Consider the following 19,600-nt stretch of genomic DNA (forward strand, 5'->3'; position numbering starts at 1 on the left):
TTTTTTATGGTTTTTAATTAGAAAAATTCCCTTTATATGCGTTTTTTATAACAAACCAATGTCCCTAATTTTTTTAACTGCTTCTATTCTTGAATGTACTTGTAGTTTTTTGAAAATCTTTGTTAAACGATATTCGACTGTGCGTAAACTGACAAATAAATTTTCTGCTATTTTTTTATTTGTTTCTCCAGCGGCCACTAATTTAAGTAAGGCTAGTTCATTTTTTTGGAGGTCATATTGGAATAACTGATTCATTAGTTCCATTTTGTTCTTTTGGCGATCAATTACTTTTAATCGTTGTAATAATTGTACTGGCATCATGGCATTCCCATCTAGAGCGGAGTATATTGCCGCAATAAGATTTTCTGTAGATGCTGTTTTGCTAACAAAACTAGAGACCCCGGATTCTACTAATATATCGAAGAAAGGTTCAATGTCGTATCCTGTGTAGATAATTTTAATTACATCATAATTTAATTTTTTTACTTTTTTTAATAATCCTAGATCCTTTAAAAAGGGCATGTTTATATCAAATAAAAATATATCAAATGTTTGTTGCGAGAGAGCATTCAAAGATTCCTCATCAGTTCTTACAACCGTGACATGGAAAATTCCTTCTTGTTCTAACAATAATTTTATTCCTTCACCAACAGCCTTATGGTTATCTACTACTAAAATATTTACCAACTTCTTACCTCCTTTGATGAAAATAGGCTATTATTTTGAAACTGTTAATTATAATGCATTATACCTAATTTTATGCTAGAAAGGGATACTATTCATAAATAGATTTAACTTATTTCAGCGGGCGTCTAAACACTCATTGAAATTAGAGGACTAGTCTAAGAACGCCACGTCCCGTGGCAAATTATCTGTGCGAAAGCGACAACAAAAACAAAAACAAAAGCAACAGCAAATCCTGAACCTTCTAAGAGAAAAAGACAAGGTTATCGAATAAGGGGTTGAATCACAAAGGTCAAGATAATAAGGGACTATTGATGACGTTTTTCACGTGGCTGCTCTATCACGGCACAGTACGAGAGTATATGGTTGCTAATGATTTTACGCTCATTAGCTATATCGTTTGCATTGTGCTTGGGTTATTATACGGTGTATTGTTGGATGCATTTATCTATTTAGAAAAAGATAATGAAACAATAAGTTTTCCTAAACAGGATAAGACTGCCTTTATGGCAGTCTTATCCCAGTAATACGCACACTGTAGTAAGAGCATTGAGTGGGGGATTTCATAGAAGGGAAGTGTTAGTCTGTCTTAAATCGACTAAGCCTAAAGGGTGATAAATCCTGTATGCTTTTTCCGTTTAGCGTTAAATCTGCTAGTACTTCACCCATTGCACTACTGAATTTAAAACCATGTCCTGAGAAGCCCGCTGCAATAATAATATTTCGATTCTCAGGTAAAAAATCAATAATGAAATCCTCATCTGGTGTCATCGAATATTTACATGTTTTGCCGAATTTCAAGACACCGTGCTGAGGCATAAAGCGATTGATAAAATTTTGTAAATCTATTACATCCTGTTCGTCGAATGGGCGTAGCGGGTCATTTGGATTGACAGCCTCACCACCATCATGTCTGCCAAGCTTTAGGCCTGCTCCATCGATACTAGGAAAACCATAGTACATGGAATCAGTAAATTCAAAACAATAGGCTGGGAAATTATCTTCACGATAAAGCTGCTCATCAGCCTCAAACCATGCAAATGTTTTTCGCGTCGGTGTTACAGGGATGGTGATGTCCATTGTTTGTAGTAACTCAGTTGCCCAAGCACCAGCAGTTACAATTAAATGTTTAGCTTCGTAAATATTATTTAATGTTTGGACACGGACAATTTCTCCAGCTTTGATGTTCTGCACTTTTTCATTTGTATGTAAGGTTGCTCCTGCCTCAATAGCTAATTTTTTATAAGCACTAATACAGGCTTCTACACGAAGGACACCGGCAGTAGGCTCAAAGCAAGCAACAAAGTTTTCAGGTAAGGATAATCCAGGCCATTTTATCATTGCTTCAGCCGCAGAATACTGCTCTAATGCTAAATCATAGAGCCTAGCACTTGTTTTCACATTTTGAATAAAAGGATGGGTCTCTTCACCGACATTCATTACCCCTGTTTGTAAAAATAAAGCTTCATCCGTTAACGTTTCAAGTTCTTTCCATAATTCACCTGCTCTTTTGACAAAAGGGACATAGCTAGCGCCTTCACCATACGCAAAGCGAATAATTCTCGTTTCCCCATGATGACTACCTTCTGCGTGAGGAGGATTAAAGGCATCAATCATCAAGACATTTTTTCCTGCTTTCGCTAAATGATAGCCTGCAGCCATCCCCATCGAGCCTGCACCAACTATAATTACGTCGTATATCATTTTAATCCCTACTTTTTTGCTCTGGTATAACAAAAAAATAGAAAAACGGACAGAAATTTCAGAAAATATTTCGAATAAGAAAATGCACAATCTTAATAGAAAGTTGTGCATTCGAATATTTAAGCAATCTATGACTAGGACTTTGTGTAGTTCAAACTTGTGAAAAATATCTGTTATGAAATTGAATCATTGATGATGTTAATAAAAGTATTAAAGGTCGAAGAGGAATTTTGTTCATTTTTTCTTGTGCAAAGATAAATAGGTCGCTGAATATCGATGTCTTTTATAAAAACTCGAGCTACTTGCTGTCGTTGAATAAAGCCCGAAGCCGCTATGGACGGAGCTAACATCGTACCATATCCAGCTGCAATGGCGTGAATGGATTCGTTGATGCCGTCCAGTTGTAGCCCTACTCGTGGTGGTGGGATTTTATGAACTTTACATAAAGCGTTTAAATATTCTTTCGTAGAGCTACCATCTTCTCGTGAAACAAATGGCTGCTGCATTAATTCCACTAATGTCACTTTCTGATCTGCCAGCGGATGACCGTAGGGGACGATAAACCAATAATCGAGATTCATGAGAAATTGATAATTAATATCTGGATGATGACCATCCTCTTTTACGATAAAAGCCATATCAACCTTATAGTGAAGTAATTCTTCAATAACCTGCTGGGAATTAGCCGTTTTTATGTGGATATGAGTATTCGGATAGGCTTGTTTATATTTTGCGAGCCATTTTGGTAGTAAAAAATGAGATGGAACATGGGTAGATGCAATCTGTAATTCTTCATTACCTGTGTTTTTTAATTGCTCCAACTTATTTTCAATATCCATTTCTAAATCAAATAACCGTCGTGCCTGTTTAAATAAATATTCTCCGTTTGGTGTTAAGGTAATTCCTCGACCTTTAGATTCTAAAAGGGTTAGGCTAAGTTCTTTTTCTAAATTTCTCATTTGAATGGTAACGGCAGGTTGACTAATCATTAGTGCTTGCGCGGCCTTCGAAACACTACTGAGTTCGGCAACTTTTGTGAATAATCTAAGAGCATGTAAATTCATTATGTATCCCACCTTATATAAAAATTTTTTATCCTTTTATATAAATTATATATTAGATTTATTAATTTTCACTATGTATCCTTTTAATTATAAGAAGATATTAGGGGGTGGGGACAAGATGAATCGACAGCACATCGGGATTTTACTTGGTGGGGTGCTATTACTTGTAGTGGCTATGGGGATTAGCCGCTTTGCATTCACGCCAATTTTGCCATTTATGCGTCATGATGTCGGGTTTTCGTTTGAAGTTGCAGGATTTTTAGCATCGAGTAATTATATTGGCTATTTCATTGGTGCATTGTGGGCAGGGTTTATTAATCGCCAAAAGAAGAACTTTTTATTGTTAAGTGTTGTCTTAAATGTCCTTTCTGTTGTTCTTATGGGAATCATTGAAGTATATAGTGTTTGGCTTGTGCTTCGTCTAATTGCGGGCATTACAGGGGGACTGATTTTTGTATTAACATGTAGTATTATTATGGATTATTTAGCAAAGCATTCACTCACAAAATGGTCAGGCTATTTATTTGGCGGAATTGGATTAGGAATTGCTATTTCAGGCTTATTAGTCCCTGCTATTGAAGCGCGTTTTGCTTGGCAAGGTACATGGATTGGCTTAGGGATTTTATCTGCTGTTTTATTAGTGGTGACATATATACTTTGGAGAGGCTTGCATGTACAAGATAGTGTGAAAACTGCTAAATCCTCTGATACAAAAATGACAAAGGGCTTTATGCCATGGTTAATTGTCGCATATGGTTTTGAGGGATTAGGCTATATTATTACAGGCACTTTTTTAGTCGATATCATTCATAATATTCCTTCACTACAAGCATACTCTTCGTATAGCTGGGTCATTGTTGGGGTAGCGGCTATCCCGTCAGCACCTGTTTGGACTGTATTATTAGAAAAATTTTCTGCCATCAAAATTTTGTTTGTTGCCTATGTATTGCAAGTAGTAGGCATCTTGTTGCCAGTGTTTTCACAAACAGTATGGAGCGTATTATTATCTTCATTTTTATTTGGCTTAACATTTGTAGGCATTGTGACGTTAACGACCTCTTATGCACGTCAGCTATTCCCAACACAAAGCGGTCCAGTCGTATCATTGTTAACAACGTTTTATGCTTTTGGTCAAATTATCGGACCAATCATCGCGAGCCAGCTTGTGGCGGTTTATAGTAGTTATAAAGCAGCGCTTGTCTTTGCAGGAGTCATTGTATTTTTTGCATTAATTATCATGTTAAGTGGAAGATGGATCACAGTTAAACGACAGGTCACTTTAGACAATGCATTACCTATCAAAACTCAATCTAATCCTTAAATAAGAAAAGCCAGAAATCCCATTGGGAATTTCTGGCTTATGTTTTTGCTTAAAGATGCCGTGCCTCAATCTAAATGATATAAAAAAATAAAATAAAAGTCTATAACTTTTTGGATATATATGAAAAAATAGTAATGCGCACAAGGGACGTAACGTTACGATTCTATATAGAGATGAGGGAATTATATGGCAAGAAAAGTACCGACAGAAGAGGCGATTAAACGCTGGGATCAACATGCAGAAAGGTTTACAGCAAACTACGATGAACATGGTGGCATACACCGTGAAGTATTATTAAATCCAGCCATTTTTTCATTATTAGAAGAGGTGAAAGGAAAAAGGCTATTAGATGCAGGGTGCGGAGAAGGCTATTTAAGTAGAATACTTGCTCAAAAAGGGGCTATTGTCACAGCAGTTGATTATTCAGAAAAGATGCTAGAAATTGCTAGAGAAAGAACATATGAGGAAGTTCCGATACAATATGAACATGGAAATTGCGAAAAACTAGATTTTTTAGTAGACGAACAGTTTGATTGTATTGTTTCCAATATGGTCCTTCAAGATCTAGCAGATTATAAGGCAGCTTTAAGTGAAATGTATCGTCTTTTAAAACCTAATAGTACTTTCATCTTTTCTATTCTCCACCCGTGCTTTGTTACGCCGAATAGTGGATGGATAAGAAATGAACGGCTTGACCAACAGTATTGGAAGGTTCAGCGTTATTTTTATGAAGGGGTATATGATCAAAAGCTTCCGCTAGATTCCGATGACAAAATTGTATTTTATCACCGAACATTAACGAGCTATATGAAAGCAATTATTCAAGCAGGCTTTTCTATAGAGGACGTTATCGAACCGGTGCCTTCAAAAGAGATGCTAATAAAGTATCCACAATTCGAGGAAGATTTGCATTGTGCAGATTTTATTGTATTTAAATTAAGAAAATAAAGGAGGGAAGCATGTGCGTATATTTCATGTGAGTGAGGAAAACGATATTACCGTATTCCATCCCCGATTACCTGATCGACTAGATTTAGATCCAGAGAAAGGACTAGTATGGGCAATTAACGATACATGTTTGCCTAATTTTTTAACCCCTAGAAATTGTCCGCGAGTTTGCTATCATATTGGTGCCGATACAACCGAACAGGATAAACGAGCCTATATAGCATCTGCATCATGTTCGCATGTTGTCGTAATTGAAAGCAAGTGGTTTGAGACGATGAAAAATACGAAACTTTACTTATATGAGTTTGATAGTAATGGATTTACGCTACAAGATAAAAATGCTGGTTATTATACGAGTGAAACAGCACAATATCCTATAGCTAAATTTGAACTAGAAAATTTATTTGATGAAATGTTTAAACGTAATGTTGAATTACGGATAGTCGATAGCCTGTGGAACATCTATGAAGAAATTCAAAAAACAACCTTGAATTGGTCGATGTGCAGAATGCGATTTGCACTACCAAGAAAATAATTAACCAAACCTCGTATACGACAATATCGCGTGTACGAGGTCTTGTTTTACTTAGATAGTAACAGTTTGTACGAATGGGGTACTCGTAATGTCAATCAATTCACTATCTTTATATGTAAATATATATTCATAGTTAATTGTTTCATCTAGCATTGTTGGTAAGTAATGTTTTAAATCGGCTATTCCTACATTTTCGGGATGAAAAATCCACGATAGACGTTTCCAATCTAAAATGCCTTCCGCGACTTTAATCGGTGTCACATATGGATAAGATTCTGGCAATTCAGCAATAAAAGCATACATACAGCCAAAGTCGGTTGTTCCATCCGTCCATGATATTTTTCCTTTGAATGTAATATCGTCCAGTACGATGCCCGTTTCTTCTTTAATTTCTCGTAATGCACCAGCAAGTGGCGTTTCATTTTTCTCAATCTTTCCGCCAACCCCATTCCAAACTCCCATCCAATGTGGGAAATCCCTATTTAGCAATAATATTTGGTCACCCTTTTTAAGAAAACAAATTGTAAACTCAACCAAGTCTTTTTCCTCCTTTTTAAATGATAGAATGAATTCATAAAAGAGATTTAGATAATGAAATAGGTAACCCCAGTAAAATGGTTGTCCTACTAATAATAAACAATAGTTTTAAAATATCAATATTACTCTTTAAAAAGAGAATAAAGTAGGGTAAGTAAGTTTTTTTAGCATTTTAATAGATGTTGACAGACTCTTTTAATGAGCTAAAGTTTTCCTTATACGATATTACTTAAATGAGGTGTGCGTATGATTTTAATAAGTGCTTGTTTAGCGGGATTAAAGGTACGATATAACGGAACAGATAGTTTAGATGAAAGAATTCAAAAGCTTGTGTTAGAAAATAAGGCGTTAACCGTATGCCCTGAACTTATGGGAGGTTTTTCGACACCTCGTGAGCCCGCTGAAATTGTTGATGGAGATGGTGAAGACGTTCTAGATGGAAGAGCGAGGGTTGTTGAAATATCTGGTCGGGATGTTACGGAGCTTTATTTAAAGGGCGCATATGCAACATTACATAAAGCACTCGAAATAGGTGCAACTAAGGTTGTATTAAAAGAGTATAGTCCATCATGTGGCAGTGCAATGATTTACAATGGTGATTTCAATGGTACAAAATTAGGTGGTGTAGGCGTAACTACTGCATTACTAAGAAGAAATAGTATTGTTGTTTGTTCTGAAGACGATTTTTTGGAGTTGTTTTAGCATACTTGATAGGTAATAGCTTTTCTTTTAAATTATTGCACTAAATTGAATGGGCGATTTGCAGGACCAAGCAAATAGTTAACAAGACCTCGTAAACGCTACTATCGCGTGTACGAGGTCTTGTTATACTTACTTTTTGTATGGAAACTCTTTCGGAATCGGTCCAAATGCAATCCAATGATATTTGAAATATCTTCCTATTAAAAATACAATAGCCCAAGTGACGAATAGAGCAACAAGAAAACCACCAACACTCCATACATGAAATAAAATACTGTTTCCACTTATAGGAATTTGTCTATAAAGGAAAAGGAAATATGGATGTAATAAATAGATGCCAAATGATAGTGTGCCTAAGCTAATCAAGCAATTGACAAACGCTTTATTCCATTTGTTATAAATCCAGAAGGAAAGCTGTAATAAGACAATGCTTGCTGTTATAGACTGTAGCTGAAAAACAACTTCAAATATAGTACTGTTAGTTAAATAGGTTTTAGATGAGAATACAAAATAATATAAATATACATTATAAATAGTAGAAGATAGCCATATAATCCAGATAAAGAGGATAGCAATATGGAAATCCCCTTTTTTTAGATGGATCCATCTTTTGTATTTTTCAAAATAGATGCCTAAAAATCCACCTGCTAAGAAATAGGCAAAATAAGAAAATGAGATACTCCCTCTATATGGATATTGCCAAAACTCTGCATTTAACAAAATAAAGCCCCATTGAAGGGCAAATCCAATCCAAATTAGATGAGAGGATAGGGCAGGTTTTTTCTTTAAAACATATAGGAATAAAGGGAACATCAGATAGAACTGTACAATAATAAAAATATAGTATAAATGCGTATACGCTTTTCCAATTAAAAGTTTTTCAAAAAATTCCACACTAAATAGTGCATTCCATGTTAATGATAAATCACCCGTCAAAAAAATTTGAATGGCAGCATAATAGAAAATAGAAAAAAATAGATAAGGAATGAGAATTTGCGTCACTCTTTTTTTATAAAAACTAACGACCAGCTCTTTTGTTAAGTCTTTTTGTATATAATTGTAAAATAAAACAAATCCACTTAAGAAAATAAATACAGGGACAGCAAATTTAGAGGAAATGTTAAAAAATATATATAGCGGATATAGTTTTGAGTCACTTGGTAAAACCGTAACAGGTGTGCTAGTAGCATGGATAATAAGTACAGCTAAAATGGCTAATGCACGAGTAATATTTAATTCATGAATATGTGCTCGTTTCATACAATCATCTCCCAAAAAATATTTACATATGATAGTTATTTTCTCGTCTAAACGGTGTACTGTAAACATTTGTGCTAGGCAGATGTCGGTATACCCATTAAGAAAGAAAGGATCTCTTGGTAAAATGACAGTGACAAAATGATTACCAAGAGAAGTAAATTTCTTTTATTTTTTGGAATATTATAACATGAACCCGGTAGTTATGAATATATAAAAATGAATGCCCCCACTACCTAAGGTAGGATGGGGGCATATTTATTCAACAAGCAAAATTCTCGGTGAGGTTTTGGCGATGATTTTTGTTGATACCCAGCAACCAAGACAGGCTGCCACAACACTTAAGAGAGATAATCCAATAGTTATTGGCCAATTTATCGCAAGGGGTAACTCCAGTAAGCCATATTCTAGAAGAATGCTTTGTACTCCCTGTGGAATATGTCTTACATAGGTTTTGAGCACAAAAAGTACCTCATCTTTACACAAGAAACCCCCCTTCAGTTGATTTTATTTCTTTTAGTGTAAGGGGGGATTTATTATAAGGTCTTTATTAAACTATTGATAAATTCTTACAACAGAAATATTTGTTGATGGAATCTGCGGATCTTTTCATTTCAAAGTAACTTTTAGAAATGAAAAACGTTGTAATAAATACATTATTAAATAGAAGGGGGATACCGGGATACTATGCCATTAACATTTGCTCATCCTGCGGCAGTATTACCTTTCACTAGAAAAAGTAAATATATTAATTTTTCCGCAATGGTTTTTGGTAGTATGGCTCCTGACTTTGAATATTTTTTACGAGGCCAACCAATAGGGGAAATAGGACATACCTTCACAGGTTTTTTTCTATTCAATCTCCCTTTAGTATTAATGATTTACTTTATTTATCATCAAATTATACGTTTGAATGTAATCCGCCATTTACCTAACTTTCTGCAGGATACATCTAGCTACAAAATAGATGTAGGTAAAAAATGGAAGACATTCATTTTTTGTAACTCAGCATTATTTGGAATGTTAACTCATGTAGTATGGGATTCTTTTACACATACAAATGGATTTATGGTAAGGAATTTCCCAACTCTGACGTATACCTTCAATCTGTATGGCTATCAAATACCCGTGTATAAATTTTTGCAACACGGTAGTACACTTTTGGGGATTTCACTAATTATCGGTTATATGTATTACAGAGCATCATTAAATAAGAATAAAGATACTCTGAAAATTGGCGCTAAAAAGAAACTCTATTTTTGGGCTTTAATATTTATTCTAACGCTACTATATGTATGTCTTTGGTGCATGATCGATAGGGTATCTATTAGCAACTATGGAATAATTGTTGTACGTATCATAGATTCATTTTTTGGAAGTATACTAACCATTTCTTTAGCTTTAACATATCATAAAAACAAATCAGATGATCGTAATAATAAATTGCAATAGGTCCTTTTTAATCCGGCATTAACTACCATAGAATACCGATTGACGGAGACAAATAACGAGTAAGGGACGATAAAAACCCCACTGATTATAATTTCTTTCTATATAACAGAGGGGTTAATATAAAGACAAAATAAGCTTTGGATATAAGATGATGTCCACACTCTTTCATAAAATTAAAATGTTTTCACTTGCCCAATCTTTAATCCGAAAATTTGAGGCGGTTCAATCTTGTTCATTTGTAAATATGAAGAGATTTGCCCACGATGATGGATTTCATGTTCGGGAATGGACATAAGTATTCTCCAAGCACTAACTTCATGACCATGAAGGGTAAATACCTTATTTGACAACACATCATTGCCAATTTTCAATAAACCCTCTGTTATTTTAACTTGGCACATGACTCTAGATAATTTGAAATATCCTCAAGAGAAGCCCACTTCCTAGTATCATGTCCTGCATACGTCCACGAACCATGTTCAAATATTTATCTCCTTTTTCGATTCGAAAGGAGGAAGAACAACATGATGACGAAGGCCGAATAGGCGAAGATCCAAGTAAATTGCCAATAAAAACGGCTAGGAATTGATTTAATGGAGTCTTCTGAGCCCATCATTTCCAATGAAAGGCGGACAGGGGGAAGTAACCAAATGAGCCCTTTGATCTGAAGGATTGTTTCTTTTAAAGTAGCAATCACGACAGAAACAATTAAGATGCCAAGTACACCCCACCAAGTATTTTGTTTATTTTTAACGAGTTCTCTCGTAAATAGAGCTGAAAGTGCAATCGCTAGTACAGCTAAACTAAAATGTGAGAGGAATCCTAGTAATTGATGTATAAATCTTGGTTTTTCTCCAAAGGCGCCAATAAGAGTAGGGTAGACTACTGATACAAAGCTTAAGAAAAAACCAATGAGTACACAAATTATAAAAATTCCTAAATTATAGTGTGTTCGGCTTTTGGCATGAAGTGTTGTAATTACCTTTTGTCCTTCATCTTCCGCGTGAAATAGTGTAATTGTAAACCATCCCATTAGAAAAAATAGAATGATAGCTGTAAACGAATAACTATCTAATATTGGATTTGGTACAAAAGTATAATTAACAACAAGGTATAATATGAAAATTGAAAAAGGTGGAACGTAATGATAAGTTCTTAAATAATTAATAAATTGATAACGTAATAAACTAGTCATATGGGCGTCTATTCTTCCTCATTAAAAATGGGTATAGAATTGTTCCTCCTTTTCATTGATCGGGATTAATTGTTTAATTGAGGTTTTTTTGTGTAGTAGCTCTAATAATACTCTGTCTGTTTCCTCTGCCTTAATAATGGTGATAACCTCATAACAACCGTTGTCTAAAAGATGTTGTTGCTGTATTTCAAGAATAGGTAGCATGTCATCCAATAAATTCACGCTTGAAATCTCAAAAATTAATTTATTTTTCAATGTATGACTCTTATGTAATGAATCAGTTTGATTGACTTTGTTATTTTGAATAATAAGAACGGTATCAACAAGATGTTGAAGTAATTTTGGTTCGTGACATGTTAAAACGATACTTAACCCCTTAGCCTTTAATATCGAAAGGGTTTCTTCTAAATCACTTTGAGCTTTAGGATCAAGTCCTGATAGTGGCTCATCTAAGATTAGCAGATCTGTGTCTTCAAGCATTGCCTGCATAATCATAACCTTTTGCTTCATACCTTTAGAAAAGTTAACAATCCGAATGTTCCGAGCTTCCTGTAAATGAAATAATTCAAGTAACTCATTTATTTTTTGCTGAAGTTGTTTAGTGGTCATACCTCGAATACGGCCCATATGATAAAGATATTCTTCAGGCGTAAACAAAATATGTGAAGGGGTCACTTCTGGCACATAGCCAATTTTTAATGATTGTCGATGTTTCACAATAGAACCACTGTCGGCGTCAACTAATTTTGCAATAATTTTTAGAAGGGTACTCTTACCTGCTCCATTCTTTCCTACAATAGCTATAATTTGATTAGCGTAAATAGAAAATGTAGCATTTTCTAAGATTTTTTTACCTCTATACTGTTTAGAAATGTTCTGTATTTCCATAATCGGATTCATCTTTACACACCTTTATTTTTAGGCTTTTTATTGTAAGTCATTTTCGTATCTATATGTTCGTACTTACGAAATTCAAGACATTATCTGTAAAATTAGTATAGATGAATATTTGTTCTTTTACTAATGGAATTTTGGTGTAATTTTCTATTTTTGAATATTTGTGTTGTATCTTCATGCGTGGGGTGATGATCCTAGTTTATAATTGAAATGGTTCTGCCCAATTTTTGAGCAGAACCATTTCAATTATAATGATCGATATTTTTTGAGACTTACAATATTTAATGTAATAAATACAAGAGCGAAGCAAGCAAGTATCGCTAAGTCGGCTAGAATTTCACTAAAGGTATATCCTTTATACATAACCCCATTCAACGCGTCAGCGGCATAGTATAGTGGCATAATTCGACCTATATTTTGTAGCCACTCCACCATATTATCCAGTGGGAAAATACCTGAAAAGAAAATTTGCGGCACAATGACAAGCGGGATAAATTGCATCATTTGAAACTCTGAAGCGGCAAAACTTGATAACAGAGCTCCTAATGATAATGAAACTAGTGCAACCACCATATTGATTAGTAGCACAAGCCAAATGGAGCCGACGTGTACAATATCAAGGACATAAACCCCGAATAGCACAATAATAGTCGTTTGAATAAAAGCAAACAATCCATAACCAATCATATAACCAGCAACAATTTCAGAACGTTTAATCGGTGTCGCTAGTAAGCGTTCCAAAGTCCCTGAAGTTCGTTCTTTTAACAACGCTATACCAGTAATTAAAAAGACGAAAAAGAACACGAAGAAGCCTGTTAGCATCGGGCTAAAAATATCAAAAATAGCGGTATTTTCATCGCCATATACATATTCAGTCGTCAACTTCATCATGGCAGATTGTTCTGGCTGTAAAACCTGAGAAAGCTTCATCTTTAAAGCCTTAGCTGTTGAAGGATCATCATTTAATATAGTGAGCTTCAATTGAGTTTGCTGAAAAGCTAACCAGCCATCATATTTTTCATCTTTTAGACTGGCAATAGAAAAATCATTTTTTTCGATAACATGAAAATCCGAATCTTCAAGCTTTTCGATTATTGATGCAGGACCATTTGATACGACTAGTGTCATGTCAGGTTCGTTACTATTAAAAACAAAATACATTAACGAAAGCACAAGAAGAGGGGCAAAAAATAATAAGCCAAGTGTACGTTTATCACGTATCATTTGCTGCATAATTCTAGTAACAATTGCGCCGATTCTCATAGTGCTTCACCTCCAGCCTTTAAAAACACTTCATCAAAATCCTTTGCCTGATAATGGGCTTTCAATTCATGAGGTGTACCATTCGCGATAATATGACCATTGCGTAGCATAGCTAGCTGGTCACAGCGCTCTGCTTCATCCATTGCATGTGTCGTTACTAAAATTGTTTTATGCTCATCATTTTTTAGACGAATTAACTCCTGCCAAATTTCTTTTTTCAATACGGGATCAATCCCAACAGTTGGCTCATCTAAAATCAACAACTGGGGATTTTGGATAAGGGCAATTGCAAGGGATAATCTCCGTTTCATCCCCCCAGAATAATTCAACACTTTACTATTTAAATCATCCTTTAAATGAACAAGGCTTGCAGCATAATTGACACGCTCCGCACGTTCTTTTTTGGATAATCGATAAAGCTTAGCAAAAAAATGGAGATTCTCTTCACCAGTTAAATCCAAATACAGTGCATCAGATTGTGCCATATAACCGATATCTGTCAGTAGTTGCTTATGGGGGACGGTATGATTTAACACTTGAATATGACCATTATCGGGCTTGATCATTCCCATAATCATTTTAATTAACGTCGTTTTCCCACAGCCTGAAGGGCCAAGTAAGCCAATAAGCTGTCCCTTAGGAATTTCTAAGGAAAGCGGGGCAATTACTTGTTTTTGGTGAAACTTTTTTTCTATGGAGTTTAATGAAATTGCATTGTTTCCCATATATCCATCTCTCCTTTACTGAACACAGTGTTGATACTTGAAATTTTAAGGTAGTGAATTGGGAATTACAATAAACAAATAACTAAAAAGTGTTAAGTGATTTTGGATTTCAACATTTTCGAGCTAGATGAAATCAGATTGCCTAGTCCAAACAAATTCGTTGTACATAGTAGCTATAATCATCAAATTCGATGAGGAATATTGCAGTTTTTAACTAATAAGAATGTATACCGACTAAAAATTTTAAAAAATAACTATTTTACTAAATTAGATTGTTGGAAATTAATAAAAAAGACCCGATAAATAAGGTAAATGCTGTAATGACTACTACTTTTTGAACTTGTTGTAATTATTGAGGTAATCATCTAACAACATGGCTAAATACTAACGGATTAAAGTGATAATACAATGGGGGTTCTAAATGTCTATTCACGATATCATGAATTTTGAAACGAAACGAGCTATAAAACTTGCATTACTTGTACAAATAGAGAAAGTAGGTTTTGAGCGAGTAACAGTAAAAAACCTAGCTATTACTGCAAACATTAATCGAGGAACTTTTTATCTACATTATAAAGATAAATTTGAAGTGATGGAGGATTTGCAGCAGGAATTATTAAATGAACTAGAGAGCTATGTAAAAAACGTTCAACCGCTAGATGCTTTTCACTCGATAAAAATAGGCCAACTATATCAGCCATTTATTACAGTATTTCAATTTATTAAAGAGCATGCAAGAGCTTTTCGAATTATTTTAGGGGAGCAGGGGAGCCCCGCCTTTAGCAGGAGAATGAAGAAAGTTTTTAGTAATCATATTTTGGATAAAATCTCTGTGATTCGAGAAGAAGGGCTTGACCCAGAGTTTCTACAATATTTTGAGGCTTTTTTAACTTCCGCGATTTTAGGTGTTATTCAAGAGTGGTTACGCAGTGGAGATGAGAATTTAAATGTGGAGGAGTTAGCCATGATTCATTTTAGGTTATTGCGCTTCATTGGTAATTTGGCATCTTTGCAGAAATGAATTTTTATATTCCTAAGTTTAAGAATCTGCTTGCTACAAGAAAGCAAGCAGATTCTGACGTTTAGCTTTACAAATGTAAATCACGTTTAACAAAAACACGAATAGCTAGCATATAGCATAGCAGCCCGGTTACAAACAATGCTCCTAGCATCCAAATGGACGAGCTATTTTGAGTCATTAATTTTTCAGGTGCAAACAATGAGTAAATGGTGAAGTACTTAAGCTTTTCTAAAGAACCACCCATATTACTAAGCGCTTGAATTAAATAAAATAGAATAGGAATCCCTGTACTATATGCATAAGAGGTTCTTAAATCTTTGCTACTGCAGGATACTAAAAAGCAGTAGCCACTAATGGCAAAGTGTAAGAAAAAAAGACCGATATTTAATGTCAAAAAAGCACTTAAATCCAGTTCATTTGGAAATAGAATCCCTGAAAATAAGATGGCTATTAAAGTTGTTACCGTGAGCAGTATAAAGATACTGGCAATCAAAAAAAATGCTTGCGTGAAGACAATTTTAAAACGTGTATTCGGTGTTGCAATTAAGTATGCCATGGAACCGTTATCGATATAGCCCATCATTAGTTTATTTGCCAACATAATAATAAAGACTAACGGCAAAATAAGTAATAAAAAGCCATACAAATAAGTAGATAGAAATTCAATTAATGAATTGCCTATGTTACTCATACCAAATGCTGACATCAATTCTGGCATTGTTTCGGTAAGCTTATTAAGAGTATTGCTCATTTCAGGGTTATACATATAGACAATACTAATGATATAGAGCATTAATACAGCGAGTATAATAGTAAAAAGTTTAATAGTAGCTAGCATCTCATGTTTTAGCAAAGTAAAGTTCATGACTCTTTTCCTCCACTTTCGTAGTAATGCATGAAGATATCTTCAAGAGATTGTGAAATGATATCGAGGTCATTAATTTTATAGTCTGCTAATGTATGCAGTAATGTTTGGACATTACCCTGAACTTTTATAATTGCTTGTGTTGGTCCAATTTGTTCTATAGTATGTTGCGCGCCTAAAAAACGAGATAGTTCTTGCTCGCTTTGAAATTCAATTAAATACTTTTTAGATTTTCGCTTTTTTAAGTCAGCGATTGCTTCCGTTGCAACAATCTTGCCGGCATTAAGGATTGCTACACGGTCACAAGTTTTTTCAATTTCTTCAATCATATGAGAGGACATGAATATGGTCGTTCCTTTTCCTTTTTCAGCTAAAATAAAATCGATAAACTTTGTTTGTATAAGAGGATCTAATCCACTTGTCGGTTCATCTAGAATAACTATCTCTGGGTTATGCATAAATGCGCAGATGAGACCTACTTTTTGCTTCATACCCTTTGACATTTTCTTAATAAGCCCAGTAGCATTTAATTCAAAGTATTGCATGAGTTCATGAGCTCTTGTTAAATCATTTAACCCTCGCATTTGGGCAATGAATTTGATGAATTGATGTCCAGTCATTTTATCGATAAATGCAATTTCACCAGGTAAATAGCCTACGAATTTTTGAATTTCGGCTGTAGATTGGCGACAATCTAACCCTTTAATAAAACACTGACCTTGTGTCGGCTGTAAGAAGCCCATTAAGTGCCGAATTGTTGTAGATTTACCTGCACCATTGGGTCCTAAAAATCCGAACACTTCACCTTTTTCGATTTGTAAGTCCACATTCTGTACACTATAAAAATCTCCAAACTTTTTTGTTAGATTATTGACCTCAATCATTGCCATACATTTCACCCCTTCGACAGTTCTTTATAATGATTATAAAACTAATTTTTAAAAAATAAATTACTATACAATGCAACACTAAACAGTGTGAGCTAAATGGCTGTGCGATGTAAAAAAAGAACATGAATGGTTTCTTTAAAAAGACTCCATCATGTTCTCCGCCAAGTGAGGACAATTTTACATGTACCAACAGCTTGAAGATATTTATTCGCCATAATAATTTTTCAGTGCTACTTCTAAACGTTCTTCTAGGTGCTTCGAAATATAACCCAACACAAATTGCTCTTTTTCCATCTCAATTTGAGAGGAACGAAAAAGTTTTCTAAAATAGCCTGCATTATTCTCTATAGAATATTGCTGTAGTGCTTCTGTCCGTAATGTCGACACAATTTCATTTTCAATATGACGCTCACGAATTTTTTGCACAATATCCTTCACACTATGCTCTTGGAGTTCTGAAATTTGTTTTTGTAAATTTTCGTTTTCTAGCTTAAGCTCAGCTGTTTCTTTTTGAATTTCTTCTACTTGAAGATCCGATTCAGAGGATACTAATTGAATTTTTTGTGCGAGAAAGTCTTGATTGATCGTCACTTGTAGGGTGCCATGTTCTTCGTCGGGAAGAAGGTTAAAAAGCCCAGTTTGTATCATTTGCTGAAGAACATTTCCAAGAACATCAACCTTGTTCGCTAAATCATCAGTACCCATAGTTGTTGCAGTTATTTGGTGTTTGATGTGTTGACCATTGTCATCAATTCCTAGTAAAAGCTTTAAGCCCTTAACGCGGTGTTCATCTTTTAGCAGTAAAATCATGCGAAGTCTTAAGATGGCAGGAAGATTCAAACGAATATTGGTATTTGGGCTATTCGTAGCATTATCAAAAATATACTGTTCGAACGGTTTAATATAATAGCGAAGCATCGCATCCGTTATTTCAAACCAGCTAGCGACTTCTGAAGTAGAATAATAATTTGTTTCCTCAATATGCGTTAAATAGCCGTCATTATAAAGTATTTCTTCTGAAGGTGTATTTTGTATTACGACAAACAATGGGTCTTGTTGCACGATTCCGAGTACCAATTCTTTTGCATTATTTAGTTTAAGCATCCTTTCACACCCCACTTATTTTTCCGTATCATTTATTCCTTATATAGGTTTCTATTCTACTGGAAGCAATTGTATGACAATTTTGTAAAGGAAATAATTATTAGAACCAATGACCTAACAATCTTTTCTGGTCTCTTAAGAAAAATTTAAGAAATCTCCTCGGAAATCTTTAAGAAATGCTCTTTATATTAAAAGTATTCAAATAATACTTTGATCGGGGAGAAAGTGTATGTTAACGTTCCTTACTGAATTTATAAAACATCCAAAAACGATAGGTGCAATTTCACCTAGTTCTAAAAAATTAGCAAAAAAAATGGTCGACCAAATTTCTTTTGAAAATGCCCGGTATATTGTTGAACTAGGTCCGGGTACGGGTTCATTTACGAAAGAATTAGTGAAAAGAAAAGAGCAGTCAACAAAGTTAATTCTTATTGAAAATAATAAAGTTTTTTGTGAAAAGCTTCGTGAACAATTTGAACATGAGCCGAGTATAATCGTAATACATGGTTCAGCAGAGGATTTATGCGATTATATGTCAGCATTAAATATTAAAAAAATTGATTATATCGTATCTGGATTACCTTTTACATCATTGAATCCTGCCATTTCATCACGTATTTTACAAAATGTAAAGGAGTGCTTAGAAGATGGAGAATTTATCACATTCCAATATTCACTTGTTAGAAAATCATTTATCCAAAATTATTTTGAAGACATTTCACATGAAAAAGTATGGATTAACCTTCCGCCTGCCTATGTACTCAGCTGCAAACTTGGAAATGTGAGGGCTAGCTAATGGGATTACAAGATCTTCTATCATATATTGAGCAATACGGTTATTTTGCTTTATTTTTCAGCTTATGGCTAGGAATCGTTGGTATGCCCCTTCCGGATGAGATGATTGTGATGAGTGGTGGATTTTTATCATCGTTAGGAAAAATGAGTGTGTTGAAAGCTTTTGTACTAACTTATCTTGGCGCAGTTTCAGGACTTTCCTTAGGGTTTATTCTTGGAAAGGTGTTTGGTCATAAAATACTGGATAAATTGGTGAAAAAGAACAAGGCTAAATATTTATTACAGTCAAAAGAATTATTAGATAGGTACGGTCATTTTGCTTTAGTGATAAGCTATTTCATACCAATCGTGAGACATATACTTCCATATTTAGTAGGTATGAATAACATGTCATTTAAAAAATACGCTTTGTATTACTACTCAGCAGGTTTTGTTTGGACACTGATTTACTTTACACTTGGTTTGTTCTTTGGAAAACACATTGAAAATATTTCCATGATAGCGACGAAATACGGTATTTACTTTGGTGCTTTCGTTAGTATTGCAGTATGTTTTTATTATTTTTATACACGAAAATTAAAGTCGGTATCAGAGTGATTTTATTATTTTTATATACGAAAAATAAAAAAATAGTTAAAATT

Annotated in this window: 23 protein-coding genes; 9 read left to right on the plus strand and 14 right to left on the minus strand. The window is 34.4% G+C overall.

Features of this window, described 5'->3' with window-relative positions; translation table 11 throughout:
- Window positions 1–45: 45 nt before the first annotated feature.
- Window positions 46–687, minus strand: coding sequence for a response regulator transcription factor (locus tag ACVYAD_RS04920; protein WP_349659558.1), 642 nt, complete (start codon window positions 685–687; stop codon window positions 46–48).
- Between the two features lie 311 nt (window positions 688–998).
- On the opposite strand from ACVYAD_RS04920, the gene ACVYAD_RS04925 reads away from it, so the two are divergent.
- Complete coding sequence (locus ACVYAD_RS04925) at window positions 999–1,211, plus strand: hypothetical protein (RefSeq protein ID WP_349659557.1); 213 nt, start codon at window positions 999–1,001, stop codon at window positions 1,209–1,211.
- A gap of 52 nt (window positions 1,212–1,263) precedes the next feature.
- On the opposite strand, the gene solA is transcribed toward ACVYAD_RS04925, so the two are convergent.
- Together solA and ACVYAD_RS04935 are read right to left on the minus strand one after the other, a co-directional pair.
- Entirely contained in the window at window positions 1,264–2,388 is a 1,125-nt protein-coding gene (solA, locus tag ACVYAD_RS04930; RefSeq protein ID WP_476424987.1) for an N-methyl-L-tryptophan oxidase, read from the minus strand.
- 173 nt (window positions 2,389–2,561) lie between these two features.
- On the minus strand, window positions 2,562–3,452 hold the full coding sequence (locus tag ACVYAD_RS04935; protein WP_476424989.1) for a LysR family transcriptional regulator: 891 nt from the start codon (window positions 3,450–3,452) through the stop codon (window positions 2,562–2,564).
- Between the two features lie 118 nt (window positions 3,453–3,570).
- Between ACVYAD_RS04935 and ACVYAD_RS04940 the strand changes: the two genes are divergently transcribed.
- The 3 genes from ACVYAD_RS04940 (at window position 3,571) to ACVYAD_RS04950 (ending at window position 6,256) form a co-directional block, all read left to right on the plus strand.
- Window positions 3,571–4,773 (plus strand): YbfB/YjiJ family MFS transporter, encoded by a 1,203-nt coding sequence (locus ACVYAD_RS04940; RefSeq protein ID WP_349659554.1) that lies wholly within the window; start codon window positions 3,571–3,573, stop codon window positions 4,771–4,773.
- A gap of 186 nt (window positions 4,774–4,959) precedes the next feature.
- Window positions 4,960–5,721: a class I SAM-dependent methyltransferase gene (locus tag ACVYAD_RS04945; RefSeq protein WP_476424991.1), complete on the plus strand. Its 762-nt coding sequence runs from the start codon at window positions 4,960–4,962 to the stop codon at window positions 5,719–5,721.
- Between the two features lie 13 nt (window positions 5,722–5,734).
- Window positions 5,735–6,256, plus strand: coding sequence for a DUF6886 family protein (locus ACVYAD_RS04950; RefSeq protein WP_476424993.1), 522 nt, complete (start codon window positions 5,735–5,737; stop codon window positions 6,254–6,256).
- A gap of 51 nt (window positions 6,257–6,307) precedes the next feature.
- Here the strand turns inward: ACVYAD_RS04950 and ACVYAD_RS04955 are convergent, their stop codons facing one another.
- Entirely contained in the window at window positions 6,308–6,793 is a 486-nt protein-coding gene (locus ACVYAD_RS04955) for an NUDIX hydrolase (RefSeq protein ID WP_476424995.1), read from the minus strand.
- A gap of 246 nt (window positions 6,794–7,039) precedes the next feature.
- On the opposite strand from ACVYAD_RS04955, the gene ACVYAD_RS04960 reads away from it, so the two are divergent.
- On the plus strand, window positions 7,040–7,495 hold the full coding sequence (locus ACVYAD_RS04960) for a 2-thiouracil desulfurase family protein (protein ID WP_349659550.1): 456 nt from the start codon (window positions 7,040–7,042) through the stop codon (window positions 7,493–7,495).
- 129 nt (window positions 7,496–7,624) lie between these two features.
- Here the strand turns inward: ACVYAD_RS04960 and ACVYAD_RS04965 are convergent, their stop codons facing one another.
- Both ACVYAD_RS04965 and ACVYAD_RS04970 read right to left on the minus strand, forming a co-directional pair.
- The gene (locus ACVYAD_RS04965; protein ID WP_349659549.1) at window positions 7,625–8,755 is read right to left on the minus strand and encodes an acyltransferase; all 1,131 of its coding nucleotides are present in this window, start codon (window positions 8,753–8,755) and stop codon (window positions 7,625–7,627) included.
- A gap of 255 nt (window positions 8,756–9,010) precedes the next feature.
- Entirely contained in the window at window positions 9,011–9,238 is a 228-nt protein-coding gene (locus tag ACVYAD_RS04970) for a hypothetical protein (RefSeq protein ID WP_476424997.1), read from the minus strand.
- A 201-nt stretch (window positions 9,239–9,439) separates the two neighbouring features.
- On the opposite strand from ACVYAD_RS04970, the gene ACVYAD_RS04975 reads away from it, so the two are divergent.
- Complete coding sequence (locus ACVYAD_RS04975) at window positions 9,440–10,204, plus strand: DUF4184 family protein (protein ID WP_476424999.1); 765 nt, start codon at window positions 9,440–9,442, stop codon at window positions 10,202–10,204.
- 173 nt (window positions 10,205–10,377) lie between these two features.
- Here ACVYAD_RS04975 and ACVYAD_RS04980 read toward each other — a convergent pair whose 3' ends face one another.
- From ACVYAD_RS04980 to ACVYAD_RS05000, 5 genes are all read right to left on the minus strand, one after another.
- A complete protein-coding gene (locus ACVYAD_RS04980) occupies window positions 10,378–10,575 on the minus strand; it encodes a DinB family protein (protein WP_476425001.1) in 198 nt (65 codons plus the stop codon).
- Between the two features lie 116 nt (window positions 10,576–10,691).
- Complete coding sequence (locus ACVYAD_RS04985; protein WP_476425003.1) at window positions 10,692–11,399, minus strand: ABC transporter permease; 708 nt, start codon at window positions 11,397–11,399, stop codon at window positions 10,692–10,694.
- Window positions 11,400–11,420: 21 nt separating this feature from the next.
- A complete protein-coding gene (locus tag ACVYAD_RS04990) occupies window positions 11,421–12,299 on the minus strand; it encodes an ABC transporter ATP-binding protein (RefSeq protein WP_349659542.1) in 879 nt (292 codons plus the stop codon).
- 243 nt (window positions 12,300–12,542) lie between these two features.
- Window positions 12,543–13,559, minus strand: coding sequence for an ABC transporter permease (locus ACVYAD_RS04995; RefSeq protein ID WP_476425005.1), 1,017 nt, complete (start codon window positions 13,557–13,559; stop codon window positions 12,543–12,545).
- A complete protein-coding gene (locus tag ACVYAD_RS05000; protein WP_476425007.1) occupies window positions 13,556–14,284 on the minus strand; it encodes an ABC transporter ATP-binding protein in 729 nt (242 codons plus the stop codon). Before ACVYAD_RS05000 ends, ACVYAD_RS04995 begins: the two co-directional genes overlap by 4 nt.
- 421 nt (window positions 14,285–14,705) lie before the next feature.
- On the opposite strand from ACVYAD_RS05000, the gene ACVYAD_RS05005 reads away from it, so the two are divergent.
- Window positions 14,706–15,305, plus strand: coding sequence for a TetR/AcrR family transcriptional regulator (locus ACVYAD_RS05005; RefSeq protein ID WP_349659539.1), 600 nt, complete (start codon window positions 14,706–14,708; stop codon window positions 15,303–15,305).
- 67 nt (window positions 15,306–15,372) lie between these two features.
- On the opposite strand, the gene ACVYAD_RS05010 is transcribed toward ACVYAD_RS05005, so the two are convergent.
- The 3 genes from ACVYAD_RS05010 to ACVYAD_RS05020 form a co-directional block, all read right to left on the minus strand.
- Complete coding sequence (locus ACVYAD_RS05010) at window positions 15,373–16,170, minus strand: ABC transporter permease subunit (protein WP_476425009.1); 798 nt, start codon at window positions 16,168–16,170, stop codon at window positions 15,373–15,375.
- Complete coding sequence (locus tag ACVYAD_RS05015; RefSeq protein WP_476425251.1) at window positions 16,167–17,054, minus strand: ABC transporter ATP-binding protein; 888 nt, start codon at window positions 17,052–17,054, stop codon at window positions 16,167–16,169. Before ACVYAD_RS05015 ends, ACVYAD_RS05010 begins: the two co-directional genes overlap by 4 nt.
- A gap of 210 nt (window positions 17,055–17,264) precedes the next feature.
- Complete coding sequence (locus ACVYAD_RS05020) at window positions 17,265–18,164, minus strand: hypothetical protein (RefSeq protein WP_476425011.1); 900 nt, start codon at window positions 18,162–18,164, stop codon at window positions 17,265–17,267.
- A 229-nt stretch (window positions 18,165–18,393) separates the two neighbouring features.
- Here ACVYAD_RS05020 and ACVYAD_RS05025 point away from each other — a divergent pair, with 229 nt between their 5' ends.
- Both ACVYAD_RS05025 and ACVYAD_RS05030 read left to right on the plus strand, forming a co-directional pair.
- The gene (locus ACVYAD_RS05025; protein ID WP_476425013.1) at window positions 18,394–18,960 is read left to right on the plus strand and encodes a class I SAM-dependent methyltransferase; all 567 of its coding nucleotides are present in this window, start codon (window positions 18,394–18,396) and stop codon (window positions 18,958–18,960) included.
- Window positions 18,960–19,556, plus strand: a complete 597-nt coding sequence (locus ACVYAD_RS05030; RefSeq protein ID WP_476425014.1) for a DedA family protein — start codon at window positions 18,960–18,962, stop codon at window positions 19,554–19,556. Before ACVYAD_RS05025 ends, ACVYAD_RS05030 begins: the two co-directional genes overlap by 1 nt.
- Window positions 19,557–19,600: the final 44 nt, after the last annotated feature.

Source organism: Lysinibacillus sp. G1-3 (assembly GCF_056322905.1).